The organism is Ilumatobacter fluminis, assembly GCF_004364865.1.
GTDB lineage: Bacteria > Actinomycetota > Acidimicrobiia > Acidimicrobiales > Ilumatobacteraceae > Ilumatobacter > Ilumatobacter fluminis.
The window spans coordinates 3,017,363-3,043,424 of sequence record NZ_SOAU01000001.1; the positions used below are offsets into that span (position 1 = coordinate 3,017,363).

At 68.4% G+C, this 26,062-nt stretch carries 24 protein-coding genes and 2 tRNA genes; 14 read left to right on the plus strand and 12 right to left on the minus strand.

Going from position 1 to position 26,062, the window contains the following annotated elements:
- Positions 1-59 precede the first annotated feature (59 nt).
- Positions 60-455 carry a PPOX class F420-dependent oxidoreductase gene (locus tag BDK89_RS13660; RefSeq protein WP_133869468.1) on the plus strand — a complete coding sequence of 132 codons (396 nt, stop codon included), beginning with the start codon at positions 60-62 and terminating at the stop codon, positions 453-455.
- Here the strand turns inward: BDK89_RS13660 and miaA are convergent.
- Positions 439-1,377, minus strand: coding sequence for a tRNA (adenosine(37)-N6)-dimethylallyltransferase MiaA (gene miaA, locus BDK89_RS13665; RefSeq protein WP_243839168.1), 939 nt, complete (start codon positions 1,375-1,377; stop codon positions 439-441). The two genes, BDK89_RS13660 and miaA, sit on opposite strands and share 17 nt — an antisense overlap.
- Entirely contained in the window at positions 1,374-2,795 is a 1,422-nt protein-coding gene (gene miaB, locus BDK89_RS13670; protein WP_243839169.1) for a tRNA (N6-isopentenyl adenosine(37)-C2)-methylthiotransferase MiaB, read from the minus strand. The genes miaA and miaB overlap by 4 nt, the downstream gene beginning before the upstream one ends.
- Positions 2,796-2,852: 57 nt before the next feature.
- On the opposite strand from miaB, the gene BDK89_RS13675 reads away from it, so the two are divergent.
- From BDK89_RS13675 to BDK89_RS13695, 5 genes are all read left to right on the plus strand, one after another.
- Positions 2,853-3,296, plus strand: a complete 444-nt coding sequence (locus BDK89_RS13675) for a hypothetical protein (protein WP_133869470.1) — start codon at positions 2,853-2,855, stop codon at positions 3,294-3,296.
- 68 nt (positions 3,297-3,364) lie between these two features.
- A complete protein-coding gene (locus BDK89_RS13680; protein ID WP_243839170.1) occupies positions 3,365-4,747 on the plus strand; it encodes a mycothione reductase in 1,383 nt (460 codons plus the stop codon).
- Between the two features lie 56 nt (positions 4,748-4,803).
- Positions 4,804-5,220 carry a hypothetical protein gene (locus tag BDK89_RS13685; protein ID WP_133869471.1) on the plus strand — a complete coding sequence of 139 codons (417 nt, stop codon included), beginning with the start codon at positions 4,804-4,806 and terminating at the stop codon, positions 5,218-5,220.
- Positions 5,220-6,311, plus strand: coding sequence for an alcohol dehydrogenase catalytic domain-containing protein (locus tag BDK89_RS13690; protein ID WP_133869472.1), 1,092 nt, complete (start codon positions 5,220-5,222; stop codon positions 6,309-6,311). Before BDK89_RS13685 ends, BDK89_RS13690 begins: the two co-directional genes overlap by 1 nt.
- A gap of 43 nt (positions 6,312-6,354) precedes the next feature.
- Positions 6,355-7,566 carry a mandelate racemase/muconate lactonizing enzyme family protein gene (locus BDK89_RS13695; protein ID WP_133869473.1) on the plus strand — a complete coding sequence of 404 codons (1,212 nt, stop codon included), beginning with the start codon at positions 6,355-6,357 and terminating at the stop codon, positions 7,564-7,566.
- Between the two features lie 26 nt (positions 7,567-7,592).
- Here the strand turns inward: BDK89_RS13695 and BDK89_RS13700 are convergent, their stop codons facing one another.
- The 4 genes from BDK89_RS13700 to BDK89_RS13715 form a co-directional block, all read right to left on the minus strand.
- Positions 7,593-8,537 carry an SMP-30/gluconolactonase/LRE family protein gene (locus BDK89_RS13700; RefSeq protein WP_133869474.1) on the minus strand — a complete coding sequence of 315 codons (945 nt, stop codon included), beginning with the start codon at positions 8,535-8,537 and terminating at the stop codon, positions 7,593-7,595.
- A 63-nt stretch (positions 8,538-8,600) separates the two neighbouring features.
- Positions 8,601-9,032: a VOC family protein gene (locus tag BDK89_RS13705; protein ID WP_133869475.1), complete on the minus strand. Its 432-nt coding sequence runs from the start codon at positions 9,030-9,032 to the stop codon at positions 8,601-8,603.
- Between the two features lie 128 nt (positions 9,033-9,160).
- Complete coding sequence (gene recA, locus BDK89_RS13710) at positions 9,161-10,213, minus strand: recombinase RecA (RefSeq protein ID WP_133869476.1); 1,053 nt, start codon at positions 10,211-10,213, stop codon at positions 9,161-9,163.
- A 303-nt stretch (positions 10,214-10,516) separates the two neighbouring features.
- Positions 10,517-10,954 carry a DUF983 domain-containing protein gene (locus BDK89_RS13715; RefSeq protein ID WP_133869477.1) on the minus strand — a complete coding sequence of 146 codons (438 nt, stop codon included), beginning with the start codon at positions 10,952-10,954 and terminating at the stop codon, positions 10,517-10,519.
- A 70-nt stretch (positions 10,955-11,024) separates the two neighbouring features.
- Here BDK89_RS13715 and BDK89_RS13720 point away from each other — a divergent pair, with 70 nt between their 5' ends.
- Positions 11,025-11,819, plus strand: coding sequence for a hypothetical protein (locus tag BDK89_RS13720; protein ID WP_133869478.1), 795 nt, complete (start codon positions 11,025-11,027; stop codon positions 11,817-11,819).
- 42 nt (positions 11,820-11,861) lie between these two features.
- Here the strand turns inward: BDK89_RS13720 and BDK89_RS13725 are convergent, their stop codons facing one another.
- From BDK89_RS13725 to BDK89_RS13750, 6 genes are all read right to left on the minus strand, one after another.
- Positions 11,862-12,602 (minus strand): hypothetical protein, encoded by a 741-nt coding sequence (locus BDK89_RS13725; RefSeq protein WP_133869479.1) that lies wholly within the window; start codon positions 12,600-12,602, stop codon positions 11,862-11,864.
- Positions 12,599-13,576, minus strand: coding sequence for an ABC transporter ATP-binding protein (locus tag BDK89_RS13730; RefSeq protein WP_133869480.1), 978 nt, complete (start codon positions 13,574-13,576; stop codon positions 12,599-12,601). Before BDK89_RS13730 ends, BDK89_RS13725 begins: the two co-directional genes overlap by 4 nt.
- Positions 13,576-14,436 carry an ABC transporter permease subunit gene (locus BDK89_RS13735; RefSeq protein ID WP_133869481.1) on the minus strand — a complete coding sequence of 287 codons (861 nt, stop codon included), beginning with the start codon at positions 14,434-14,436 and terminating at the stop codon, positions 13,576-13,578. Before BDK89_RS13735 ends, BDK89_RS13730 begins: the two co-directional genes overlap by 1 nt.
- Entirely contained in the window at positions 14,433-15,368 is a 936-nt protein-coding gene (locus BDK89_RS13740; protein WP_133869482.1) for an ABC transporter ATP-binding protein, read from the minus strand. The genes BDK89_RS13735 and BDK89_RS13740 overlap by 4 nt, the downstream gene beginning before the upstream one ends.
- Positions 15,369-15,647: 279 nt before the next feature.
- Complete coding sequence (locus tag BDK89_RS13745) at positions 15,648-17,006, minus strand: aspartate aminotransferase family protein (protein WP_133869483.1); 1,359 nt, start codon at positions 17,004-17,006, stop codon at positions 15,648-15,650.
- 210 nt (positions 17,007-17,216) lie between these two features.
- Positions 17,217-18,437 carry an acyl-CoA dehydrogenase family protein gene (locus BDK89_RS13750; protein WP_243839171.1) on the minus strand — a complete coding sequence of 407 codons (1,221 nt, stop codon included), beginning with the start codon at positions 18,435-18,437 and terminating at the stop codon, positions 17,217-17,219.
- A gap of 128 nt (positions 18,438-18,565) precedes the next feature.
- Here BDK89_RS13750 and BDK89_RS13755 point away from each other — a divergent pair.
- The 7 genes from BDK89_RS13755 (at position 18,566) to BDK89_RS13785 (ending at position 25,943) form a co-directional block, all read left to right on the plus strand.
- Positions 18,566-18,639 (plus strand) — tRNA-His (locus BDK89_RS13755).
- 306 nt (positions 18,640-18,945) lie between these two features.
- Positions 18,946-21,279 (plus strand): peptidoglycan-binding protein, encoded by a 2,334-nt coding sequence (locus tag BDK89_RS13760; protein ID WP_133869485.1) that lies wholly within the window; start codon positions 18,946-18,948, stop codon positions 21,277-21,279.
- A gap of 71 nt (positions 21,280-21,350) precedes the next feature.
- Positions 21,351-21,425: transfer RNA gene (locus BDK89_RS13765), tRNA-Lys, on the plus strand.
- Positions 21,426-21,591: 166 nt separating this feature from the next.
- On the plus strand, positions 21,592-22,401 hold the full coding sequence (locus BDK89_RS13770; protein WP_133869486.1) for an Fpg/Nei family DNA glycosylase: 810 nt from the start codon (positions 21,592-21,594) through the stop codon (positions 22,399-22,401).
- Positions 22,402-22,523: 122 nt separating this feature from the next.
- A complete protein-coding gene (locus BDK89_RS13775; RefSeq protein ID WP_133869487.1) occupies positions 22,524-23,462 on the plus strand; it encodes a magnesium and cobalt transport protein CorA in 939 nt (312 codons plus the stop codon).
- A gap of 238 nt (positions 23,463-23,700) precedes the next feature.
- Positions 23,701-24,210: a TetR/AcrR family transcriptional regulator gene (locus BDK89_RS13780; protein ID WP_279586816.1), complete on the plus strand. Its 510-nt coding sequence runs from the start codon at positions 23,701-23,703 to the stop codon at positions 24,208-24,210.
- Positions 24,207-25,943 (plus strand): ABC transporter ATP-binding protein, encoded by a 1,737-nt coding sequence (locus BDK89_RS13785; RefSeq protein ID WP_133869489.1) that lies wholly within the window; start codon positions 24,207-24,209, stop codon positions 25,941-25,943. The genes BDK89_RS13780 and BDK89_RS13785 overlap by 4 nt, the downstream gene beginning before the upstream one ends.
- The last annotated feature ends 119 nt before the right edge of the window (positions 25,944-26,062 follow it).

The following is a 26,062-nucleotide window of genomic DNA, read 5'->3' on the forward strand; positions in this document are numbered from 1 at the left end:
CCACCGATGGGCTCGGGGTTCCGCTCGCCCGACGTCGGCGGGTGGCGTACGCTCGACCCATGGGACTCGGCGACGAGAAGTACATCCTGCTCACGACCTTCAAGCGTGACGGGACGGCCGTGCCGACACCCGTGTGGTCGGTGCCGCTCGGCGACCGGGAGATCGGCTTCTGGACCAGCTCCGGCTCTGGCAAGGCCAAACGACTCGCCCACACCGACCGGGTCATCGTCCAGCCGTGCGACGCGCGCGGCAACGTGAACGACGGGAGCGAACCCGTCGACGCGACCGCCCGACTCGTCGAGGGCGACGAACTCGAGGCGATCCGGGTCAAGGTCAACGACAAGTACGGCTTCATGACGAAGATCACCAAAGTGCTCGGCACGATCGGCGGCATCGTCAAGCGCAACCGCATCCCCTACGGCGACCGCGGCGTCGTGATCACCCTGCCGGAGTAGCCCGCTCGAGCGCGTCCACGACGAGCTGGGCCGCCTCGGCGACGGGGTCGGCCGCCACGTCGACCCATCGCACCCGCGGATCGCGACCAAACCAGCGCAACTGGCGGATCGCGAACTGCCGGGTCCGCAGCGTCACCTGATCGACGGCCTCGACGAGGCTCAGTTCGCCGTCGAGGTAGGCGAGGATCTCCTTGTAGCCGAGTGCCTGTGCCGCCGTCTTCGAGAAGCCGGTCGTCGAACGGATCGTTGCGACCTCGTCGACCAGACCGTCGTCGACCATCATCTGCACCCGGCGGACGATCCGCTCGGTGAGCACCGCCCGATCCCAACGCAGACCGATCTGCACCACGTCGGTCGGCGGGTAGGCGTCGAGACCGGGCCCGAACGACGAGAACGGTCGCCCACTCCCCTCGCACACCTCCAACGCACGGACGATCCGCCGCTCGTTCGTCGGCTCCATCCGGGCTGCCGCGGCGGGATCGATGGCGGCGAGACGGGCATGCAGTACCTCCGGACCGGCACGTGCGAGTTCGATGCGGAGGCGTTCACGGACGACGGGCCACTCCCCCGGGATCTCGAGGTCGTCGATGACCGCTCGGTGGTACAGGCCGGTCCCGCCGACGAGGATCGCTCGACGGCCCCGATCGGCGAGATCGCCGAGCACCGCCCGGTACGCCCGCTGGAACTCGGCGACGGTGAACTCGTCGGACGGCTCCACGAGGTCGAGCAGATGATGCGGCACGCGATGCCGCTCCTCGACGCTCGGCTTCGCCGTGCCGACGTCCATGCCCCGGTACACCTGCATCGAGTCGATCGAGACCAGGTCGACGTCGCCGAGTTGCTCGGCGACCGCCATCGCCACCGACGACTTGCCCGACGCGGTCGGTCCGACGACCGCCACTCGTCGGGGCAGCGCGCTCACAGCGAGGCGACGGGGATGCGCAGCTTGTGGGTCGGTTCGGCGAGCAGCTCGACGAACCGGCCTTCGAGGAAGTGCGGCGCGCCGCGGGTGACCTCGACGTTCGCGTACGAACCGACCCGCAGCGGCTGGGGCGCCTCGAAGTGGACGAGCTTGTTCTGGCGGGTCCGGCCGGTCGTGATCTCGGGGCGCTTCTTCGACGGCCCCTCGACCAGGACCTCCTCGACGAGCCCCTCGCGCGCCTGATGCTTGCGCAGCGCCGAGCGTTCGATCACGAGCTTGAGTCGATCGAAGCGCTCACCCGCCACGGCCGCGTCGACGAAGTCGCCCTCCATGTCGGCCGCTTCGGTCCCGGGTCGGGGCGAGAAGATGAACATGTAGGCGAAGTCGAACTCCGCGGCGGCGGCGACTTCGAGCGTGCGTTCGAAGTCGTCGTCGGTCTCGCCGGGAAAGCCGACGATGATGTCGGTCGACACGGCGAGGTCGCCGATCACCGAACGGGCCTGGGCCAACCGCTCGAGGTAACGCTCACCGGTGTAGCCGCGGTGCATCAGCGACAGCACACGATCGCTGCCCGACTGGAGCGGATAGTGCAGGTAATTGCACACGGCCGGTGTCTCGGCCATGGCGGCGAACGTCTCGGGACGCATGTCCTTCGGGTGAGGACTCGTGTAGCGGACCCGGCGGATGCCCTCGACCGAGCCGACGTCGCGGAGCAGGTCGGCGAACAACGGACGCAGCTTCGCGTCGTCGTCGCCGGCACGGCGGGCGGCGAGTTGCAGGTCTCGTCCGTACGAGTTGACGTTCTGACCGAGGAGGGTCACCTCGGTCACGCCGTCGGATGCGAGCTGGCGCACCTCGGCGACGATGTCGTCGTACGGGCGGCTGATCTCGGCGCCCCGCACGGCCGGCACGATGCAGAAGGCGCAGTTGTTGTCGCAGCCGATCTGGATCGTGACCCAGCCGTTGTAGCTCGTCTCGCGCCGGGCCGGCAGTGCCGACGGGAACATCGCATGGTCGTCGATCACGGCCTCTTCGAGGATCTCGGTGATCGGCGCCGAACTCGTGGTGGCCTGCTCGAGCAGATCGGCGGCGCGGTGCACGTTGTGGGTGCCGATGACGACGTCGACGTGCTTGGCCTTGCTCGCCACGAGATCGCGATCTTTCTGCGCGAGGCAGCCCGCGACCATGATCTGACGACCGTCCTTGGCGTCCTTCCACGGCTTGAGGTGGCCGAGGTTGCCGTACAGCTTGTTGTCGGCGTTCTCACGGATGCAGCACGTGTTGAGCACGACGACGTCGGCCTCGTCCTCCGACTCGGCGCGCACGAGCCCGTCGGCCTCGAGCAGTCCGGCGATGCGCTCGGAGTCGTGCTCGTTCATCTGGCACCCGTAGGTACGAACGACGTAGCTGCGTGTCACGCCCGTCGAGGCTACCGACCAGCGTTTCCCGGCGTGCGTTGCGGGTACCGAACCGGCATGAGCGAGCGGCATCGGCCCTGGTTGGAACGAGACCGACGACCCGACGGCGTCGACGACGACACGGTCTCGTCGGTCGGCAAGCTCGGTGAAGCGGTCGAGTGGATCGAGCGGGCGCGCGGCCGACTGTACGACTTCCACCAGATGAGCGGTCACGCCGATCTGCTCCTCGGGGAGGCAGCCGACGAACTCGACGAGGCCGGACACGGCGACCTGGCCGACCGGATCCGCACCGAGTTCGTGGGTCGCAATGTCATCGAGGGCCGTTGGACGTTCCAGATCGTCGAGGAGTACGACGCCACCTACTGGTCGCCGGCCCGCGACGTGAAAACCGCCGTCGAACGGCAACTGCTCGACGGACGCGAGCACGTCTTCGAGTCGGAGATGAAAGAGGATCGCCGCACGGACGGACGACGCCATCACGAGTCGCGCCCCGACGACTGACACCGGTCACGATCGGGTCAGACGATCGGTCGGGAAGGGTTCGGGGCTGTTCGGTGTTCACTGTGCTCGTGCCTCCCATCGAGACCGACGAGCAATACGACCTGATCATCATCGGCAGTGGATCGGGGAACTCGATCCCCGAGTACCTGTCCGACTGGAACATCGCGCTGATCGAGCGCGGCACCTTCGGCGGGACGTGCCTCAACGTCGGGTGCATCCCCTCGAAGATGTTCGTGATGCCCGCCGACGTCGCGCTCGAAGCCGGCCATGCCGACCGGCTCGGCATCTCACTGGAGTACCACGGTGCCGACTGGCCGGCGATCCGCGACCGGGTGTTCGGTCGGATCGACCCCATCTCCGAAGGAGGCCGCCAGTACCGCGACACCGGCACCGAGAACGTCACGCTCTACCAGGCGACCGCTCAGTTCGTCGCACCCAAGGTGATCGACGTCGAAGGCGTCCGCATGACCGCCGATCACATCCTCGTCGCCACCGGTTCGCGCCCCGTCGTGCCGCCGATCCCGGGCCTCATGGAGACCGGGTTCCACACGAGCGACACGATCATGCGGCTCGACGAACTCCCCGGCCGGCTCGGGATCATCGGCGGTGGCTTCATCGCCGTCGAGATGGGCCACGTGTTCGCCGGTCTCGGTTCGCAGGTGTCGGTCTTCAACCGCTCCGACGTCCTCCTCCGGCACTTCGACCGTGAGATCGCCGAACGGTTCACGGAGGTCTTCTCCGCTCGTCCCAACGTCGACGTGCACCTCCAGCACCTGCCGACCAAGGTCGAGCGGCGCGGGCACGAGATCGTCATCCACTGCGCCGGTGAGGAGATCGTCGTCGACCAGTTGCTCGTCGCCACCGGGCGCGAGCCGAACAGCGATCTCGTCGCCGCCGAGGAAGGCGGCTTGTCGTGCCACCACCACGGCACGATCGAGGTCGACGAACACCTCCGGACGCGTGTCGAGGGTGTCTGGGCGATCGGTGACGTCGCCAACTCGTGGCAGCTCAAGCACGTCGCCAACCACGAGGCAACGGTGGCGTTCTGGAACATCGCCCACCCCGACGACCTGAAGCGGGTCGACTACAAGGCCGTCCCGTCGGCGGTGTTCAGCAACCCGCAGGTGGCGACGGTCGGCCTCACCGAGGAGCAGGCACGCGCCGAAGGTCGCGACGTCGTGATCGGTCGCCGCGACTACGGCGGCACCGCCTACGGCTGGGCCCTCGTCGACGACACGTCGTTCGCCAAGGTCGTCGTCGACGCCGCGACCGGGTTGATCGTCGGCGCCCACATCATCGGCCCACAGGCGGCATCGCTGATCCAGCCCCTGATCCAGGCCATGCAGTTCGACCAGACGGCGGCCGACATCGCGAACGAGCCGTACTGGATCCATCCGGCGCTGACCGAGGTCGTCGAGAACGCCCTGCTCGAAGCGGTCGAACAACTGTGACCCACGCCTCGCCGGCGATCTGACTGGCGGCGCACCCGCCGGGTAGCGTGCGCGTCGTGCTCGCCATCCTTCTCGACACCTTCCCGTACCGCGCCATGGCGCTGGCCCACATCCTCGCTGCGATCGTGGCGTTCGGACCGCTGTTCCTCTACCCGAGTCTGCGTCGCACCGGTGAGACGCAGGCGATCGCGGCGACGCACATGAAGATGACGTTCCCCGCGCTGATCGTGCTGTGGGTGCTCGGCATGGGCTTGGCCGGCATGTCGGAAGATGCCTACAAGATGAGCCAGCTGTGGCTCGCCCTGTCGATCGTCGACTGGCTGATCCTCGTCACCGTGAGCTGGTTCCTCATCCGACCCTCGATCACCGACACGTCCGACGCCGCTCGCGGCAAGCTGGCCGCCGGCGTCGGCATCACCCACCTGGGCCTCTTCATCGGCCTCGTCCTGATGGTCTGGAAGCCGGGCCTCTGATGTCGTCGACGGTTCGCGCCGCGGTCTGCCGTTCGTTCGGCGAGCCCTTGGCCGTCGAAGAACTCACCCTGGCCGGCCCCGAGACCGGCGAGGTGCGCGTCCGCCTGCGGGCGGTCGCGATCTGCCACAGCGATGTGTCGTACGCCGACGGCGAATGGGGCGGTGAGCTACCCGCCGTGTTCGGCCACGAGGCCGCCGGCGAGATCGTCGAGGTCGGCGACGGCGTCGGCTTCGAGGTCGGCACGTCGGTCGTGGTCACCCTCATCCGATCGTGTGGCGAGTGCCACCGGTGCCAGAACGGGGCCGAGGTCGCCTGCTCGACCCAGTTCGCTCTCGACGGGCGCTCCCCGCTCACCGACCGAGACGGCGCCTCGATCGTGCACGGCATGCGCACCGCTGCGTTCGCCGAGGAGGTCGTGGTGCACGCCAGCCAGATCGTGCCGATCGACGGCGATCTGCCGGCCGACTCGGCGTCGCTCCTGGCCTGCGGGGTGATCACCGGTGTCGGCGCCGTCGTCAACACGGCGCAGGTCGAGCCCGGCAGCACCGTCGTCGTGCTGGGGTGTGGCGGCGTCGGCCTGAACGTGGTGCAGGGCGCGGCGATCGCCAAGGCGGCGTCGATCGTCGCCGTCGACATGCACGCCGGCAAGCTCGAGCTGGCGGCACGGCTCGGTGCCACCCACACCCACGACCTCGCCGACGGTCCGATCGACGACCTCGTCCGATCACTCACCAACGACGAGATGGCCGACTACGTGTTCGTGGCGACCGGGGCGCCCTCGGCACTGGCGACGGCGGGCGACATCGTCGGCACGATGGGCGCCGTCGTGATCGTCGGCATGCCCGCCACGGGCGTCGCCGGTTCGTTCGACCCGAGCACGCTGGCCGGCAACAACCAGCGGATCCTCGGTTCGAAGATGGGCACCTCGGTCATCGCACGCGACATTCCCGACCTGATGCAGCGCTACCACGACGGCGACCTCGAACTCGACGGGCTGATCTCGCGCCGCTTCCCCCTGGAGCAGATCAACGACGCGATGGACGAGGTCCGATCCGGCGCCGCGCTGCGCAACGTCATCATCTTCGACTGACGGCGTTCGGGCCCGCTGGTACCGGTCTGGGAGACTCGCCGGCATGCGCATCGAATCAGTCGAGACGTTCGTCATCGGGAATCCCCCGCCGGGATGGGGAGGCCACTACTTCGTCGTCGCGAAGGTGACCACCGACGACGGGCTGTACGGATACGGCGAGGCATACGGGGCGACGGTGCGTGCACCCGTGCTCGCCGACACGATCGTCGACCTCGCCGATCAGTTCCTCGTCGGCCACGATCCGCACCACATCGAGCTGTTCTGGCGGCGCGCCTACTCGCGCGGGTTCACCCAGCGACCCGACGTGACCCTGCAGGGCGCCATGAGCGCGCTCGAGATCGCCTGTTGGGACATCATCGGCAAGGCGGCCGGCAAGCCCGTCTACGAGCTGCTCGGTGGCCGGGTGCACGAGGCGTTGCGGTCGTACACGTACCTGTACCCGAAGCCCGACGACACAGCGGACGTGTACACCGATCCGGATACCGCAGCGGCACGGGCGGCCGAGGAGGTCGAGCGGGGCTTCACGGCGGTGAAGTTCGACCCGTGCGGGCCGTACACCGCGATGGGAGGGCACCAACCCCGACGCGCCGACGTCGAACTCACCCGGTCGATCGTCGCCGCCGTGCGCGACGCCGTCGGTGACCGTGCCGACATCCTCGTCGGCACCCACGGGCAGTTCACCGCGGGCGGAGCGCTGCGGATCGCCTCGGCGATCGCCCCGTACGACCCGCTGTGGTTCGAGGAGCCGGTGCCGCCCGACGACATCGCTGCGATGGCGCAGGTCGCTCAGTCGTCGCACGTGCCGGTCGCCACCGGTGAACGGCTGACGACCAAGTACGAGTTCGCGCGGCTCCTCGAGGCGCGGGCAGCGTCGGTCATCCAGCCGAACCTCGGGCGCGTCGGTGGCCTACTCGAAGGCAAGAAGGTGGCGGCGATCGCCGAGGCGTTCGGCGCTCAGGTGGCACCGCACTGCTACAACGGTCCGATCGGTCTGGCGGCCAACGTGCAGCTGGCTGCGTGCACGCCGAACTTCCTGATCACCGAGGCGATCCAGGATCTCACCGGCTTCCACGCCGATCTGCTCGTCGAACCGTTGCAGTGGTCGGAGGGCAACGTCGTGATCCCGACCGCACCCGGTCTGGGCGTCGAGCTCGACGAGGACGTCGCCCGGGCCCACCCGTACGACGGCGATGCGACGCACCTGACGATGTGGAACGACCCGATCGACGAAGCCGAACTGCACCGGCGGGTCTGAGCGGCACGGGCGCTGCGCCCTGGACGTCAGGTGTGCGCCAGGCGCAACCCGGTGCGAGGCCACGGCGTCGACACCAGTCGACCGGTGCTCGACAACGTGATGTAGGCGGTGCGCAGATCGTCGCCACCGAAACAGATGTTGGTCGTGATGATGTCGCCCGTCGCGTGGTGCTCGACCACCTCACCGTCGGGCGAGATCGCCGTCACGCCACCGTTGAAGATCGTGGCGACGCACACCCACCCATCGCCGTCGACAGCGAGCGAGTCGAGGTACTGCTGGCCGGCGAGGCCGCACAACACGGCCGACGGGTCGAGCGGCACCGCCGGCGCCAACTCGCCGGGCGTGACCACGGCACGCTGGAACACGCGACCGGTCATCGTCTCGGCCCAGTAGAGCATCGAGCCGTCGGGCGACAGGCCGATGCCGTTCGGGGCTTCGGTCGGGAACACCACCTCGTGGATGTGGCTGCCGTCGGCGAGGGCGTAGTAGATCGCCGTCAGATCGCTGGTCCGGGTGCCGTGATCGCGGATGCCGTGATCGGTGAAGTAGAAGCCGCCGTGGCCGTCCATCACGAGGTCGTTCGGTGCGCGCAGTGGTCGTCCGTCGCACTCGGTGTACAGATCGGTCACCTCGCCGCTGTCGAGGTCGACGCGCTGGACCCGACCGCCGATGTGGGCCGAGGCGTCGAACCCACCCGGGAGGAGCAGGTCGCCCAACTCGGCCGGACGGAAGGCGCCGCCGTTGTTGCACAGGTACACGGCCCCGTCGGGGCCGATCGCCGCGCCGTTCGGTCCCCCGGGGATGTCGGCGATCGTCTCGGTGGTGCCGTCGGGCAGGACACGCGTGAGCCTCGGGCCGAACATCTCGACGAGGACGACCGAGCCGTCGGGCATCGCGACCGGCCCTTCCGGGAACCGGAGGCCCGATGCCACCTCGGTCAGTTCGGGCTGCAGATCGACGAAGCGGGTCATCGCCCGATCGTGTCACCGCACCACCGAGCACCACGACCCGGAGCACCGGGGAGCGAGCGGCGGTCAGTCGGGTAGCGGCATGCGGCCCGACTCGTCGTTCGGGGCGTACGGGTTGTGAGCGATCTCCCAGAGATGGCCGTCGGGGTCGGCGACGTACGACGAGTAGCCGCCCCAGAACACCGGCTCGGGTTGCTTGACCGGCTCGGCGCCGGCGGCGACCCACTCGGCGAACACGGCGTCGACCTCGTCGCGGCTGTCGCAGTTAAGCGCCACGGTGACGGCCCGGAAGCCCGAGCCCTGGCTGTCGACGCCAGCGTCATCAGCCAGCGCGTCACGACCGAACAGGCCGAGGGCGCTGCCCTGCATCGAGAAGAACGTCACGGTGTCCTGCGACGCCGACGATCGTGTCCAACCGAGCGATTCGTAGAACGCCGTCGATCGGGCCAGGTCGGCAACGCCGAGCGTCACCATCGTCAGACGTTGTGGGACGGCCATGTCGTGATCTCCTCGATCGGTCGATGTCGGTCGGTTGGTGTCGGACCAGAACCGACCGGGTTGGTGCGTTCGACGGTCGGGTGGCCGGTTCCGGTCGGACACCCGACCAGAACCGACCGCCTCCTGGATCAGTCGAGCGTGATGGGCTCGTCGTCGGCGTCGGTGAACTCGTCGCCGGGCGCATCGGGATCGGGGCGCAGGCCGGCAGCGATCATCACCTTGTCGCTGATTTCCATCATCACCTCGAGATGCTCGGTGAGGAAGTTCTTGGCGTTCTCCCGGCCCTGGCCGAGCTGTTCGCCTTCGTAGGTGAACCACGCTCCCGATTTGGTCACGATGCCCAGATCGACCGACATGTCGAGCAGCGACCCCTCACGACTGATGCCCTTGCCGTACATGATGTCGAACTCGGCCTGCCGGAACGGCGGGGCGACCTTGTTCTTGACGACCTTGACGCGGGTGCGGTTGCCGACGACCTCGGCGCCGTCCTTCAGGGACTCGATGCGGCGGATGTCGAGACGGACCGACGAGTAGAACTTGAGCGCACGACCGCCCGGCGTCGTCTCGGGCGAGCCGAACATGACACCGATCTTCTCGCGCAGCTGGTTGATGAAGACGCAGATCGTCTTGGTCTTGTTGAGGTTGCCGGTCAGCTTGCGCAGCGCCTGGCTCATGAGGCGGGCCTGGAGGCCGACGTGGGTGTCGCCCATCTCGCCCTCGATCTCGGCACGGGGCGTGAGCGCCGCCACCGAGTCGACGACGACGACGTCGATCGCGCCGGAGCGCACGAGCATGTCGCAGATCTCGAGTGCCTGCTCGCCGGTGTCGGGCTGGGAGATGAGGAGCTGGTCGATGTCGACGCCGATCGCCTTGGCGTAGACCGGGTCCATCGCGTGCTCGGCGTCGATGTAGGCGCACGTGCCACCGTTGCGCTGGGCCTCGGCCACGACGTGCATGGCGAGGGTCGACTTACCCGACGACTCCGGGCCGTAGATCTCCGTGATGCGGCCACGCGGCAGGCCGCCGATGCCGAGTGCGAGGTCGAGGCTCAGTGCACCGGTGGAGACGGCCTCGACCGCCATGGTGCCCTTCTCGCCCATCCGCATGATCGATCCCTTGCCGAACTGCTTGTCGATCTGGGACAGCGCCATGTCCAGCGCCTTTTCGCGGTCGTTCGCCATTGTGGTGTCTCCCTGTTCCTGCTTCTCGTTGTCGGGGCGACGTGCGCCCGTTCCGTCGGGGATTCGACGTGGTGATCACCGTACGGAAGGGGTGTCACATGGTTTCCCCGGTCGGTCACGAGCCGCTGGATCGGGTGCGATCCGAGGTGCAGTCCGAGGTGCGATCGGGAATGACAACACTGTAGTTGTCGAACAACCGTTCGGCAAGGATCCCAGGGAACAATCGTTCGATTTTCCCGTCGTTCGATTCTCCCGTCGTTCGAGCGTCTCGCCGTTCCATGAACCCGGCGCCGGCCGGGCGCGCTACAGCGAGGCGTCGGCGATGCCGGCGAGTTCGGCCTCGGTCGGCGGACGCATCCAGAGGTCGACCGCCTGCCACAGCGTGAACGAGATCGGGTAGTACAGCGCCGGCCCCAGCAGGCCGACGGCGCTGGCTGCCACGACGACGAGCACGACCGGTACGTCGGGCACGGTCGCGACGACGAGCACCAGCATCACCAGGAGCAGGGTGCCGAAGGTCAGGATGATGTTGGCCGTGGTGGCGCCGAGTTCGAACGCGTGGTCGCCGCGTCGGTAGCCGTGACCGCACCGCTGACAGCGCTCCTCGCGCTTGAACCAGCCGGTGAAATAGGCGTGGCGATCGCCACACCAGGGGCACCGGCGGGTGAATCCGCGCGCCAGGAGACGGGGCCGGGACGGGGCTTTCTCGATGGGCTGGATGACGGGGATTTGTCCGGACATACCACTCACACTCGCAGACTACCGCTCGTCTTTGCCAGACTCTCACCCCGTGGAGCGGAGTCTTGCCGGGATGTTGTTCTTGGTCGCAGCGGTGTCGATCAGTATCGCAGCCGGGTCGTGGTGGCTCCAACGGATCGCGTTCACGCCCGACGACACCCGCGAAAGCGCCGCGGCCATCCTCGAAGAGGCCGACATCCGGGTCGAGCTCAACACACTCATCACCGGTGCCGCAGCGCCCACGATCGGCCAGACCCAGGCCGAACTCGGCACCCTCCTCGAAGACGTCGTGATGACGTCGCGCCCCGGCGCCGCCGTCATGGCGCCCGTCCTCGAGCGCATCCACGACCGCATCATCGGCAACGCCGACGACCCGGTCGTGGTCACCGGGCTCGACATGGTGCCGATCGTCCGCGACGAGCGGGCCGTCGACGCACCCGACATCACCTTGCCGATCGACACGATCGGTGTGTTGTCGAACATGCGCGCCGCGCTCGGGTGGATCGCACTCGGGACGGGCGTGATCGGCGTGATCGCACTCGTGCTCGGACTGCTCACGCGCCCCGAACGACGCGATGTACTGCGGGGCCTGGGCGAGTTCGGGATCGCGCTCGCCGCGTCGCTGATCGTGTTCGGGTATCTCATCCCGGTCCATCTGCTGCCGGCACTCGACAACCAGACCTGGACGCACGCGATCAAGCAGTTGGCGCTGCGCACCACACCGGTCGTGTTCGGCGGCGCCGTGATCTTCGCCGTGATGGGCGTCGTGCTGATCCTCGGGTCGATGTCGGGCGGCAAGCGTCGCCAATGGTCGACGCCGCTGTCGGTCACCCGCTATCGCGGTGGCGACAACCCCGGCTGGAGCTGACCGACGGAACCGACGTGGTCGACGACACGTGCGTCGGCGACGTCAGGCGACGTCCATGCCGTCGAGGCGACGAGCGGCGACGAACAGGGCGACCACGGCGACGAGGATCGGAACGATGACGCCAGCGGCGAGCGACTGGTCGCCGAGATCGACGTCGACGTCGGTCATCGCCGTGACGATCGAGCGGGTGTATCCCGAGATCGCCAACTGTGCCGCCGAGCTGCCGAACGCCGAGATGACGCCTTCCCAGATCAGGACGTAGCCGAGCCCCCACACGATCGGGTTCTTCACCAGCAGACCGACCAGGAGGAACACGGCGCTGTAGGCCACGACGCCGACGATCGACGCGAGCATCGTGGCACCGAAGATCGTGCCGGCCTCGCCCGACAGCACCGCTGCGAGTGCGAGCGGGCCGAGCGTGAGTGGCAGACTGACGGTGAGTGCGGCGAGCCAGGCGCCCACCACGACCGGCCATCGGTCGATCGGTCGGAGCCACAGATAGACGAGCGTGCCGTCCTCGCGAGCGTCACCGAGCGCGGCGGTGGCGAACACGAGCGACACGACCGGGACGACGACGGTGAAACCGAGACCGGCGATCACGCCCACCGACGCCTCGAGCGGGTCGGTCACGTCGGACGACGACCCGACCGCCCACGCCACCGCGGCGACGGCCAAGCCGACTGCGAGGAGGGCGAGCACGCGCCCGCGGCTGACGAGCTGTCGCAGCAGCAGCCGGTACGTGAGACCGATGGCGGCGAACGGGGAAACCGAACGGCCGCTCATCGCCGACGCTCCACGAGATAGCGGAAGACCGACTCGAGGTCGTCGTCGGTCGGTTGGACTTCGTACAGGCGCACGTCGAGCTCCTTGGCGACGGCCGCCACGTGGCGGCCGAAACGATCGATGTCGGTGGTGTCGGCGATCACCTCGTCGGCCGAGACCGAGACCCCGTCGACGAACGACCCACCGACGAGCGCAGCGGCGAGGTCGCGCGGCCGGTCGGCGTTGATGCGCAAACGCAGCGGACGATCGTCCATCAGGCGACGGAGCGCCCGATAGTCACCCGACGCCGCGAGGCGACCTTGAGCGATCACGAGGACGTTCGATCCGATCCGGGCCACCTCGTCGAGCACATGGCTCGACACGAGCAGGCACTTGCCCTGGTCGCCGAGATCGTGGAACAGCCGGATCATGCGATTGCGCTGCACCGGATCGAGGCCCGTCAGCGGCTCGTCGAGGATCAGCACGTCGGGATCGTTGACGAGTGCCGCCGCGAGCTTCACCCGCTGCCGCATGCCCTTCGAGTAGGAACCGACCGGCTTGTCGACCCGGGGGTCGAGGTCGACGAGTTCGAGTGCACGGTCCGCGGCCGATGCCGGTTCGGACACGGCGTGGGTCAGCGCGGCGATCTCGACGAATCGATGGGCGCTGAGCCGATCGAACAAGGCGTCCTGCTGTGGCGCCAGCCCGATCCGGCCACGAACTTCACGGTCGGCTCGAGCGTCGGCGCCGAGCACGCGGACGGTGCCCTGCGACGGCGGCGTCAGGCCACACATCACGCGGAACAGGGTCGACTTGCCGGCGCCGTTCGGGCCGAGCAGCGCCGTGACACCGGGGCCGACGCGAAACGACACGTCGGAGACGGCGACGACGTCGCCGAACGCCTTGGTGACGTTGGTGACCTCGACCATGGGGGCCGGGGCATTCGGATCGGGAGGCGGCGGCATCGCCGGGGTCGGGGGTGCCCAGTCACTCATCAGACGGCCTCCAGGTTGCGGTAGCGGAAGGCGACGATCGCGGACGGAACGAGCAGCCACGCCGCGTTGGCGAGGGCGACCGCCCAGGTGGCGACGCCGGCGTACTCGACCGACTCGCCGCCGAACATGCGGGCCGGGATCTCGAGCGGCGTGCCGAGCGGGTCGAGGAGCGACAACCAGTCGCTCATCTGACCCTCTTCGACGATCAGGTTGACTGCGATCGAGAGACCGAACATGAGCATGATCACGGCCACGCTCGCGAACGCACGCCGGTCGGTGATGCTCGACGCTGCGAGGCTGACCGCCGTGTAGATGGCGCTGATCAGCAGCCCCGAGGCGAGCAGCCGAGCAGCCACGCCGAGCCACGCCGGGAACCCGTCGGGGCCCTGCGACTGCACGGTGTAGCCGATGAACGCCATGACCACCGGCAGACCGATGATCAACCAGAGCGTGCCGACGGTCGCCATGGCCTTGGCGAGCAGGTAGGTCGGCTTGGTGAGCGGCGTCGACAAGTAGAGCGAGAACATGCCGTCGCGACGGTCACGGACGATGGCCTCCGGGGCCACGAACGCCGTGAACAGCAGCGCCGCCATCACCGAGAACCCGAAGAACTCCCAGTACTCGGGGCGGACTTCGTCGCCGAGCTCCCCGAACAGCACCGTGACCGCGAGGAAGACCGTGGCCGGCACGAAGGCGATGACCGCCACGATGATCGGGAACACCTTGTGTCGGCCCTTGCGACCGAGCCCGAGGATGCTTCGTGTGGTGTGCCATGCCACGGAGCGGACCGCACCGCGGACGCCGGACCGCTCACCGTCGTAGCGGCGGTAGCCCCGGTCGAGGATCTGTGCGTCGCTCATGACGACACCTCTGCTGCGATGTGGAACAGGTCTTCGAGTCGGCGGCGCCGTCTGACGACCTTGCCGAGACGGGCGCCGCTCGCAGCGAGCGCATCGCGGACTCCGTCGGCGACCAGGTCGACGTCGGGACCGATCACCTCGACCGTGCCGACCCCGAGCGGCCGGACGACGAAGCCGGCGCCGGTGAGGCTGGCCGAGACCTGCTCGATCGCACCGGGCCGGTCGGCGACCTCGACGATCTCGAGCACGACGCCCTCGTCGTCGCCGACGAGCTGGGCGAGCGGGCCGCTCGCGACCAGCGTGCCGGCGTCGAGCGCCACGACGTTGTCGCAGATCCGCTCGACTTCTTCGAGCAGGTGCGACGAGAGCACGACGTCGATCGAGTACTCGGCACTGATCTGGCGGATCAGGGCGAGCATCTCGTCGCGCTGCACCGGGTCGAGCCCGTCGGTCGGTTCGTCGAGGAAGATCAGACGCGGATCGGCGGCGATCGCCTGGGCGAGCTTGACGCGCTGCCGTTGCCCGGTCGACATCGAGCCGAGGGCACGGAACCGTTCTTCGCCGAGGCCGACCAGCCACAGTGCGTCACTGGCCCGACTGCGGGCCTCGTCGCTCGGGAGACCGCGCACCTCGGCGAGGTGCTTGACGAAGTCGGACGCCGGCATGTCTTCGGGCAGGACGTTGCGCTCGGGGCCGTAGCCGACGAGGGCACGGAGTTCGGCGCCCTGCGTCGACGGATCGAGGCCGAGCACGGTCGCCGTGCCGGACGTGGCGCGGCGCAATCCGAGCAGGATCGACATCAGGGTGGTCTTGCCGGCGCCGTTGGCACCGACCAGGCCGGTGATGCCGTTCGGCACGTCGACGTCGAGGGCGTCGAGCGCCCGATGCGAGCCGAACTGCATTGTCAGCCCGGCGGTGGAAATCACACTCACCCGAGCATCATGCCGCACCGCTCCCCCACCGACGTCGTCCTTCCGGCCGATTCGACGTCGTCCCGCCGGTTGATGTCTCGGTTGTCAGACATCGATCGACCGACCAGCGTGGTGCTCGTCGGTTGATGTCAGACATCAACCGACAGGTACGACCCCATCCGTTGCGTCGGTTGAGGTCAGACCCCAACCGACGGGTTTGCTCAAGCCTGCGACGCCGGGCATGTCGGTTGGGGTCTGACCTCGACCGACATCGCCTCGACTCGCATGGGGTGCTGTGCGTCAGCCGACGAGTTCTTGGACGAACTCGTCGAAGACGGTGGCGTAGCGCATCGCGGCGTCGTCGTCGTGCATGACCGAGATCAGCCACTGCTCGTCGAGACCGGGCGGCAAGAGCACGCCACGGTTGATGCCGTGGATCCACTGGGCGAACGCCAGGTCGAAGTCGGTCGCCTTGTAGTCGCGGTAGTTGCGAACCGGCGACGCCGACCACGTGATGCAGCCCTTCGCACCGAACCGCACCGTGTGGGCCGGGATGCCGGAGCGGTCGATGATCGCCTGGCAGGCATCGACCAGTCGGCCATTGCGGGCGACGGTCTCCTCCACGATCGGCTTGGTGCACGCCTCGGTCAGCGTGGCCTTGACGGCGGCCATCACGAGCGGGTTGCCGTTGTAGGTGCCGAGGTGCAGCACCGTGCCGTCGGTGATGTAGTTCATGTACTCGGCCTTGCCGCCGAACGCTCCGACGGGGAAGCCGCCGCCGATCGACTTGGCGAGGGTGATCAGGTCGGGACGAACCCCGAGCTGGTTCGTGGCGCCGCCGTAGCCGGCGGTGATGCCGGTCTTGACCTCGTCGAAGATCAGGAGGGTGCCGTGCTTGTCGCAGATGTCGCGGACGGCCTGCAGGTAGCCCTCGTCGGGCAAGCAGATGCCGATGTTCTCCATGACCGGCTCGACGATGAAGCACGCCACGTCGCCCGCCGCCAGCGCACGATCGAGTGCCTCGGGGTCGTTGTAGGGGATCACGATGACGTCGTCGATCGTGCCCTGCGTGATGCCGCCCGACTGGGGCACCGAGTGCGGTGCGTCGGCCGGCCCGGCCTCGTCGAGACCCGGCTTGTTCGAGATCATCACCTCGTCGTGGTGGCCGTGGTAGCCGCCTTCGACCTTGACCAGCTTCTCGCGTCCGGTGACGCCGCGAGCGAGACGGATGGCGTCCATCGTCGCCTCGGTTCCCGAGTTGGTGGGCCGCCACATCGGGAACCCGTACCGGTCGGCGAGGATCTCGCCGACTTCGGCGTTGAGTTCGCACGGCGTGACGTACAGGGTTCCGTCGGCGAGCTGTTCGCTGACGGCCTTGTGGACCGCCGGGTTCATGTGACCGGCGAACAGCGCACCGAACCCCATGTCGTAGTCGACGTAGCTGTTGTCGTCGACGTCGACCATCGTGAAACCGGCGGCGTGCTTCACCACGACCGGCCACGGGTCGTACGCCTGGAAGCTCGACGGCACACCGGCCGGCATCACCTTCCGGGCGCGTTCGGTCGCCGCCTGGCTGGCTTTCGTGCGCTCGGCGTAGGACGCCATCTCGCGCTCGGTGATCTGCTTGGCCTTCGAAACGAGTTCGTCGTGACTCGACACGAGTTATCGGTGCTTTCTGTGAACTGCCGCCGCATCCGCGCGACGGGTCAGCTCAGGCTAGACCTGCGCCGCTCCCCGGGCCAGCAACCCGCCCCACGGCACGGATCGGTTGGTCGGATGGGGTCTGACCCCATCCGACCCCTCATCCGGCCAGATTGGCGGGTCGAAGCCGTCGCGCCCGTCGGATGAGGTCAGACCTCATCCGACGGTTCAGCTGCGGGGGACGGTGTTCCAGGGGACGTCTTTGTCGACCCGTGGTTCGCCCGGCAGGCCGAGCACCTGTTCACCGAGGATGTTGCGGAGGATCTCGGTCGTGCCACCCTCGATCGAGTTGGCCCGCACGCGGAGGAACGAGTAGCGGGGCCCGTGGCCCATGCCCGACACGTCGAGGTCTTCGGGACGACGGAACGTGTAGTCGTAGTCGATCAGAGCGTCCGCGCCCATCAGGTCGATGCAGAACTCGTACAGGCCCTTGTTGAGCTCGGAGAAGGCGAGCTTCGCGATCGACATCTCGGGGCCGGGGTTGCCGGCCTTCGCGTTCTGGCCGGCGCGGCGGTTCGTGAGCCGGTTGACCTCGGCCTGCACCCAGAACTTCATGAGGGTGTCCTTGCGGACCGGCGTCTGCTCGGACGGGTCGAGTTCGTTCCAGATCGCGACGGCGTCGTTGGCCGCACCGCCCGGGCGTGACGTGGAGCCCGATCCGGCGCCGCTGCCGGTGCCGATCGCGTTGCGCTCGTTCATGAGCGTGGTGAGGCTGGCGCGCCAGCCCTCGCCGACGTCGCCGACGCGGTGGGCGTCGGGCACTCGCACGTCGGTCATGTAGACCTCGTTGAACTCGGCCTCGCCGGTGATCTGGCGCAGCGGTCGCACCTCGACACCGGGTGCCTTCATGTCGAGCGCGAAGTAGGTCATGCCCTTGTGCTTCGGGGCGTCGGGGTCGGAGCGGGTGACGAGCATGCCGAAGTCGGCGATGTGGGCCAGGGTGTTCCAGACCTTCTGGCCGTTGATGATCCACTCATCCCCGTCTCGCACGGCGCGGGTGGCGAGACCCGCGAAGTCGGACCCGGCGCCGGGCTCGGAGAACAGCTGACACCAGACCTCTTCACCGGTGTACATGGGGCGGAGGAAGCGCTCCTTCACCTCGTCGCTGCCGTGGGTCACGATCGTCGGGCCGGCGAGCGCCATGAAGAAGGTGTGCGGCTCGGTCGGCTTTGCGCCGGCCTCCTTCAGTCGCTGGTCGACGTGCTTGTTCAGCTCGGGCTTGAGCCCCATGCCGCCGAACCCCTCCGGGAAGTGCACCCACGCCAGGCCGGCGTCGTACCGGTGTCCCCGGAACTCCTGGTTCGGGGTCGAGGCCGGCGGGTGCTCGGCGAGGAGGGCGTCGATGGCGGCATCGACACGTTCGAGGGGAGTCACAGCGGAAGTCGTCACCCGATCAGTGTCGCAAACGAGGGCGGCTCCGCGCGAAGCCGGACGATCGACGAATCGAGGGTGGCGATCCGCTCCCGACCTGGCAGACTGTTCGACGCCGTGAGCGGCAACGCTCCCGGGCATACATGGTGGCCGTAGCTCAGCTGGTGGTAGCGCCAGGTTGTGATCCTGGAGGTCGGGGGTTCAAGTCCCCTCGGTCACCCTTCGAGAACCGGGGAGTCGGCAACGCCGGCTCCCCGGTGTCGCGTCCCGGGGGCACCAGTCCGACCCGGACACCCAGGCGATTCAATCCACCACGGCTCCACCGGTGGACGCCCAGGCGATTCAATCCACCAGGAGTCCCGACCCCGGTCCGGCGACGGAGCGTTCGCGGTCGGCCGGACGGGCACGTGTTTCGATCGCACCCTCAGGATTTCGTCTTGCCCTTCCCGTACGAGCGTTCGCTGTGCGACGATGTCGGCCAGTGCGACGAGCCGCAGGGGCTCGGCCGCGACCTGGGAGGGTTGGGATGCGATCGACGATTCGACGATCGAGGTTCGGGCGAGCTGCCGCGGCGGTCACCGCCGTGGCGCTGCTGGCGTCCGCGTGCAGCGGTGACGACGACGATGACGAGCCGTCGGACGACTCGGCCGTCGACGAACCGTCCGACGACGACGGAGACGACGGTGACGATGCCGCCGACGACGGCGACGACGATGCGCCCGCACTCGACGGCGACGGGCTGACGATCGGATTCATCCAGCCCGAGGTCGGCCTGTTCGACCTGTTGGGCGCGGCCCAGGAGGGCGGCCTCGCCCTCGCAGCGGACGACATCGCCGCCGGCGGCGGCGTGCTCGGCGGCGAACTCACGATCGTGGCCGAACGGCCCACCCCCGAGCGCGACGTCACCGCCGTGTTCGAGTCGATGGTGGCCGACACCAGCCCGCTGATCGTCGGCCCGGCCACCTCGGCCGACGCCCGCGCGATCATCCCGCTGCTCGGCAGCAACGACGCCGTCGTGTGCGGAGCGAGCGTCACGGCGCCGGGCCTGACGACGCTCGAGGGTGCCGACGGACGCTTCCTGCGCACCACGTTCGACGACAACATCGTGGCGATCCACACGTTCGACCGGGTCCGCGAGTACACGGCCGACGTGATCGGTCGCCAGCCGAAGGTCACCATCGTGTCCCGCGGCGACGAGTACGGCGACGGACTCTCCAACACGCTGGCCGGCATGCTCGGCCTCGTCGGCATCGAGGTCACCGTCGAGCGGTACAACCCCGCCGATGTGTTGATGACGGGTCTCGGCGAGCAGGTCGCCGCCACGGCGGCCGATCTCTACGTGATGATCGCGCTCGAGGAGGGCCCGCGCCTGGCCGGCGTCATGCAGGAGGCGGGCGTCGCCCCCGACACCATGCTCGGCCTCGACGGGTTGGCCACACCCCGACTCGGTGAGAAGGCCGTTCCGCAAGACCCGGCGGCGCTCGACGGAGCGACCGTCATCGGTGCCACCGGCCCGGTGTCGTTCCTCACCCGACTGCTCGACCAGCAGGCTGCACAGGGCGAGGTGCTCTACGGCGCGCAGGCGTACGACTGTGCGATCTCGATGGCGCTCGCCGTCGAGGCGGCCGGCAGCACCGACCCCGCCGAGGTCTCGGCCGCGATGCGGACGGTGACCGGCGGTGACGGAACCGTGTGCACCACCTACGCCGACTGCCGGGCGTTGCTCGCCGACGGTCTCGACATCGACTACCAAGGTCCGAGCGGACCGATCGACTTCGCCGAGGACGGCGAGCCCGGCGGCGGTCGCTTCATCACCGCCCGCGACTCGTCGGGGACGCTGCACATCGTCGCCGACCTGACGATCTCGCTCGAGGAGATCCGTGACCGTGTTGCGCCGCAGCTCGCCGGCTTCATCGCCGACATGCAGACTGCGCTGACCGAGCTCGGGTACTACGCCGGTCCGATCGACGGCCAGATGAACGACGAGTTCGCGGCCGCCATCGCTGCGTTCCAGACCGACAACGGCCTCGAGCCGACCGGCGAACTCGACGCGGCGACGATCGCTGCGATCCAGCAGGCGCTCGGCGAGAACCCGATCCTGACGGCGACGATCACCGAGGTCCAGCAGTTGCTCACCGAACTCGGCTACTACACCGGCCCCATCGACGGCCTGTGGAGCGAAGCGCTGTCCGATGCGATCAAGGCGTTCCAGACCGACCTCGGCGTCGAGCCGACCGGCATCCTCGATGCGGCGACGCTGCAGGCGATCTACCAGGCGGGTGCGAACTCGGGCGGCGACCAGCCGCCAGCGAGCACGACCACCACCACGATCGGCACCGGCACGACCATTCCGGTCGACACGACCACCACCACGGCGGCGCCGACCACGACGGCACCGCCCGCCACCACGACGACGAGCGCCGCTCCGACCACCACGACGACGGTGCCGGTCCCCGCTGACTCGATCCTCGGTGTCCTGATCGCCAACCCGCAGTTCAGCGAACTGGTGGCCCTGCTCGACACGCCGGGCCTCGAAGCGGTCAAGGGTCAGCTGTCCGATCCGTCCGCCGCCGCCACCCTGATGGCGCCGAACAACGATGCCCTTCCCGACGACGCGGCGACCGCGCCGACCGACGACCTGATCGATCTGCTGTCGTTCCACGTGGTGACGACGGTGCTCGATCCGCTCGCCGATGGCGACTATGCGACGGCGCTGTCGGGCCAGGACCTGACCGTCGCCGGCACGACGGTGAGCAACGCCGACGCGAGTGTGACGGCGAACATCCTGGGCGACGCGCTGCCGACCGCAGCGGGTGTGGTGTGGGAGATCGACACCCTGCTCGCGCCGCCGCAGCCCTGACGAACCGGGTACCGAAGCGAGTTGGGGGGCGGGAAACCGCCCCCTAGACTCGCTGTGCTGCTCGCAGCAGACCGCCTCTAGCTCAACGGCAGAGCAGTGGACTCTTAATCCATTGGTTCTGGGTTCGAATCCCAGGGGGCGGACCACGAAACCCCGGCTCCCGAGCCGGGGTTTCGCGCGTCCAGCAACGAATGGGGTCGGATACGTTTCGTCGGAACAGAAGGGGTCAGGCACCTTCTGTTCGGAGCGATGCCTGACCACCGACGCTGCGGCGAACAGAAGGTGCCTGACCCCTTCTGTACCCTGCGGGGCATGCCCGAAGGCCACACGATTCACCGGATCGCTCGGGATCACGGGAAGCTGCTGGCGGGTCGCCCGCTGTCGGTGACGAGCCCGCAGGGGCGGTTCGCCGCCGACGCCGAACGGGTCGACGGCGCCGTCCTCGAACGGATCGAGCCGTACGGGAAGCACCTGTTCTACTGGTGGTCGACCGGCGAGGTCGGCCACGTCCACCTCGGCCTGTTCGGCAAGTACCGCATCCATCGCGGTGACGACCCGCCCGAACCGAAGGGCGCGCTCCGGATGCGGCTCACCACGCTCGACGATGGTGACCCCGTCACGATCGACCTGCGCGGCCCGACGGCGTGCACGATCGATCCACCCGACGTCCGCGACTCGATCGTCGACCGCCTCGGACCCGACCCGCTCCGCAACGACGCCGACGCCGACCGGGCGATCGACCGGATGGCGAAGAGCCGCAAGGCGATGGGCGGCCTGCTGCTCGACCAGGCCGTCGTCGCCGGGATCGGCAACGTGTACCGGGCCGAACTCCTCTTCGTCCACGGCATCCATCCCGAACGGCCCGGGAAGGACTGCGACCGCTCCGAGCTGGAAGCGGTCTGGGAGACCACCGTCCGCATGCTGCGAGCCGGCGTGAAGTCGGGCCGCATCGTCACCGTCGACCGTGCCGAACTCGACCTCCCGAAGGGCGCCCGCATCCCCCGCCGCGAGGCGACCTACGTCTACAAGCGCGACCGCTGCCTGCGCTGTGGCACCCCGATCCAGACCATCGACGTCGCCAACCGCACCTGCTACTACTGCCCCACCCACCAACCCCGCTGAACAGAAGGGGTCAGGCACCTTCTGTTCACGGGAGGTCGGCGACCCGGCCACGATTGAACAGAAGGTGCCTGACCCCTTCTGTTCTTGATTGACCAGCAGCGCTCGGGGGAACGCTCATCCGTATGAGCATCACGTCGACGGACTGTTGGGTCGATCTGAGCGGGGAGGCGATCTCCGGCGTCTCCGAACTGACCGAGCGCTTCGGTCTGCACGAACTCGCGGCCGAGGATGCGCTGCATGCGCATCAGCGACCGAAGCTCGAGCGGTACGACGACACCCTCGTGCTCGTTGCGAAGCCGGCGTTCTACGACGACGACGCCGAGGCGATCCGCATCGGTGAGCTGTTCGTGGCGATCGGCGACGGCTTCATCGTCACCGTGCGCCACGGCGACGCCCACCGGATCGGCGGACGCGCCGCCGCCAAGCACCAGGAGTCGCCGCTGTCCGAACGACGACCGGTCGACGTGTTGTACGAGCTCCTGGACGAGGTCGTCGACGGGTACGAGCCCATCATCCGGGGTCTCCAGATCGACATCGAGGAGATCGAGCAGGAGGTGTTCTCGGTCGAGCGCACGAACAGCGCACCGCGCATCTATGCGCTCAAGCGGCACGTGCTGGAGATGCTCCGCAACGTCGAGCCACTGATCGGCCCGCTCGAGCGGCTCGCCTCCCCGACCGGCGATCTGGCGGTGGTCACCCGCAATCGTGCCGATGCCGACGAGATCGACGAGTACTTCCGCGACGTCGCCGACCACGTCCGCCGACTCGTCGCGCAGCTCCACACCGTGAACGACGTGCTGAGCGACGCCCTCCAGGCGAACCTCGCCCAGGTGTCGGTGTCGCAGAACGACGACATGCGCACGATGTCGGCGTGGGCGGCGATCTTCCTCGTGCCGACACTGCTCGCCGGAGTGTGGGGCATGAACTTCGACTCGATGCCCGAACTCGACTACCGGTTCGGCTACCCCCTCGCGATCGGGATCATGATCCTGGCGTCGCTCGCCCTGTGGTGGCAGTTCCGTCGATCCGGCTGGCTCGGCACCCCCACCCGCAACCGCTGACGGAAGGGGTCAGGCACCTTCTGGCCATTCACTGAACATGGGCCAGACCTGGAGCGCCAGAAGGTGCCTGACCCCTTCCGGTCGACTCGGGCCAACTCTGGAGCGCCAGAAGGTGCCTGACCCCCTCTGTTCCGACTGAGTGAGCACTCACTCAGTCGGGTAGGGTCGGGGTATCGGCGCCGAAACACCCACCAAACGAGCCACTCCCCTGCCGCCGGCAGAGCGACGGCAGGCGATCATCGACGCCGCCGTCCCCCTCGTGCGAGAACGCGGCTCGGCCGTCACGACGAAGGAGTTGGCCGAGGCCGCCGGGGTCAGCGAGGGCACGATCTTCAACGTGTTCGACGACAAGGTCGAACTGATCGAGGCCGTCGTGCTGTCGGTGACCGACCCCGGCCCCGTCAACGAGGCCATGGCGGCCATCGACCCGTCACTCGACTTCGCCGGTCAGCTCGTCGCCGCCACCGAGCTGCTCCAGCAGCGCACCACCGACATCTGGCGGCTCCTGTCGAAGCTCGTCGAACGCCATCCGCCGAAGCGCGGCCCGATGAGCGAACACCCCGCACTCGTCGAGCTGATGGCACGCCATGCCGACGAGCTCTCGCTCACGCCCACCGACGCCGCCCGCACCCTCCAGGCGTTCGTGCTCGCACTCACCCACCCGATGATCGCCGCCGAGCCCGCCCCGGCCGCCACGATCGTCGACCGATTCCTGCACGGCTGTGCCTCCCCCCAGGAGACCCGATGAAGCTTCGCCAACTGATCGTCAACGGGCTGCGGCCGTATCGCCGCGAACTCGTGCTCGTCCTGATCCTGCAGGCCTTGCAAACGACCGCCACGCTGACCCTGCCCGGCCTCAACGCCCGACTCATCGACGAGGGGGTCCTCGTCGGCGACAACGCCGAGATCTGGCGGGTGGGCGCGATCATGATCGCGTTCAGCCTCGTACAGGTCGTGTTCGCGATCGCCGCCGTCTGGTTCGGAGCACGCGTCGCCATGGGCTTCGGCCGCGACATCCGTCGCGACCTGTTCCACCAGGTCACCGACTACTCCGCTCGCGAGGTCGGCCGGTTCGGTGCCCCGTCGCTGATCACCCGCATCACCAACGACGTCCAGCAGGTGCAGCAACTCGTGGTCCTCGCGGCGACGATGATGATCGCCGCACCGATCACGATGGTGGTCGGCGTGATCATGGCGATGCGCGAAGACCTCGGGTTGTCGATCGTGCTCGTGATCGCCGTGCCGGCGACCGTTGTCGTGCTCGGCATCCTGATCGTCCAGATGGTCCCGGCCTTCCAGGCGATGCAGGTGCGCATCGACAAGGTGAACTCGGTGCTGCGCGAACAGATCACCGGCATGCGGGTCGTGCGGGCGTTCGTGCGCGAGCCGGAGGAGCGGGTGCGCTTCGCCGAGGCCAACGCCGCCCTGACCGACGTGTCGCTGCGAGCCGGGCGGATCATGGCGGCGATGTTCCCGACGATCGGCTTCATGGTCAACGTGTCGAGCATCGGTGTGCTGTGGCTCGGCGCCGGCCGGATCGAGAGCGGCGACCTGCAGGTCGGGTCGCTCGTCGCCTACCTGTCGTATCTGCTCCAGATCCTGATCGCCGTCGTGATGGCCACGTTCATGGTCTCGATGATCCCGCGTGCGTCCGTGGCGGGCGAACGCATCTCCGAAGTGCTGGAGCGTCCCTCGACGGTGACGGTGCCGGACGATCCGGTCACCGACATGCCCGAACGGGGCACGGTCGAGTTCGATCAGGTCGACTTCCGGTACGCGGGCGCCGACCAGCCGGTGCTCTGCGACGTGTCGTTCCGGGTCGGGCCCGGCGAGACGCTCGCCGTCATCGGCAGCACGGGCGCCGGCAAAACCACGCTCGTGAACCTCGTCGCCCGCCTGTTCGACGCGACCGGTGGCGCCGTGCGGGTGAACGGCGTCGACCTCAAGCGGCTCGATCCGTCGCTGCTGTGGGGTCACGTCGGCTACGTGCCGCAGCGGGCGTTCCTCTTCTCCGGCACGGTGGCGAGCAATCTGCGATTCGGTCGACCCGACGCCACCGACGCCGAGCTGTGGGAGGCGCTCGAGATCGCCCAGGCGGCCGGGTTCGTCCAGTCGATGCCGAACGGTCTCGACAGCCCCATCAACCAAGGCGGCACCAACGTCTCGGGCGGTCAACGGCAGCGCCTGTCGATCGCACGCGCACTCGTGGCCAATCCCGACATCTTCGTGTTCGACGACTCGTTCTCCGCCCTCGACCTCGCCACCGAGGCGAGGCTCAGAACCGCCCTGGCGCCACGCACCCGTGAAGCCGCCGTGATCGTCGTCGCCCAACGGGTGTCGACGATCGTCGGCGCCGATCAGATCCTCGTGCTCGAGGACGGACGGGTGGTCGGACTCGGACGCCACGACGAACTGCTCGAACACTGCCCCACGTACGCCGAGATCCTGGCGTCGCAGACCGGTGAGGAGGCCGCGGCGTGAGCACCGACGATCGCACCCCTGACGAGCACGACGGCGAACGACACGACGACGAACTCGAGGTCATCACCACCACCGGCCGCGAAGCCCGACGAGGCAGCTTCGGCCCCGGTGGCGGCGCC

Bases quoted from the DNA above. Each gene is read 5' to 3' on its own strand.
- BDK89_RS13660 (WP_133869468.1), top strand. From the start codon at position 60: ATGGGACTCGGCGACGAGAAGTACATCCTGCTCACGACCTTCAAGCGT.
- BDK89_RS13675 (WP_133869470.1), top strand. From the start codon at position 2,853: ATGAGCGAGCGGCATCGGCCCTGGTTGGAACGAGACCGACGACCCGAC.
- BDK89_RS13690 (WP_133869472.1), top strand. From the start codon at position 5,220: ATGTCGTCGACGGTTCGCGCCGCGGTCTGCCGTTCGTTCGGCGAGCCC.
- BDK89_RS13695 (WP_133869473.1), top strand. From the start codon at position 6,355: ATGCGCATCGAATCAGTCGAGACGTTCGTCATCGGGAATCCCCCGCCG.
- BDK89_RS13700 (WP_133869474.1), bottom strand. From the start codon at position 8,537: ATGACCCGCTTCGTCGATCTGCAGCCCGAACTGACCGAGGTGGCATCG.
- BDK89_RS13705 (WP_133869475.1), bottom strand. From the start codon at position 9,032: ATGGCCGTCCCACAACGTCTGACGATGGTGACGCTCGGCGTTGCCGAC.
- recA (WP_133869476.1), bottom strand. From the start codon at position 10,213: ATGGCGAACGACCGCGAAAAGGCGCTGGACATGGCGCTGTCCCAGATC.
- BDK89_RS13715 (WP_133869477.1), bottom strand. From the start codon at position 10,954: ATGTCCGGACAAATCCCCGTCATCCAGCCCATCGAGAAAGCCCCGTCC.
- BDK89_RS13720 (WP_133869478.1), top strand. From the start codon at position 11,025: ATGTTGTTCTTGGTCGCAGCGGTGTCGATCAGTATCGCAGCCGGGTCG.
- BDK89_RS13725 (WP_133869479.1), bottom strand. From the start codon at position 12,602: ATGAGCGGCCGTTCGGTTTCCCCGTTCGCCGCCATCGGTCTCACGTAC.
- BDK89_RS13730 (WP_133869480.1), bottom strand. From the start codon at position 13,576: ATGAGTGACTGGGCACCCCCGACCCCGGCGATGCCGCCGCCTCCCGAT.
- BDK89_RS13735 (WP_133869481.1), bottom strand. From the start codon at position 14,436: ATGAGCGACGCACAGATCCTCGACCGGGGCTACCGCCGCTACGACGGT.
- BDK89_RS13760 (WP_133869485.1), top strand. From the start codon at position 18,946: ATGCGATCGACGATTCGACGATCGAGGTTCGGGCGAGCTGCCGCGGCG.
- BDK89_RS13770 (WP_133869486.1), top strand. From the start codon at position 21,592: ATGCCCGAAGGCCACACGATTCACCGGATCGCTCGGGATCACGGGAAG.
- BDK89_RS13775 (WP_133869487.1), top strand. From the start codon at position 22,524: ATGAGCATCACGTCGACGGACTGTTGGGTCGATCTGAGCGGGGAGGCG.
- BDK89_RS13785 (WP_133869489.1), top strand. From the start codon at position 24,207: ATGAAGCTTCGCCAACTGATCGTCAACGGGCTGCGGCCGTATCGCCGC.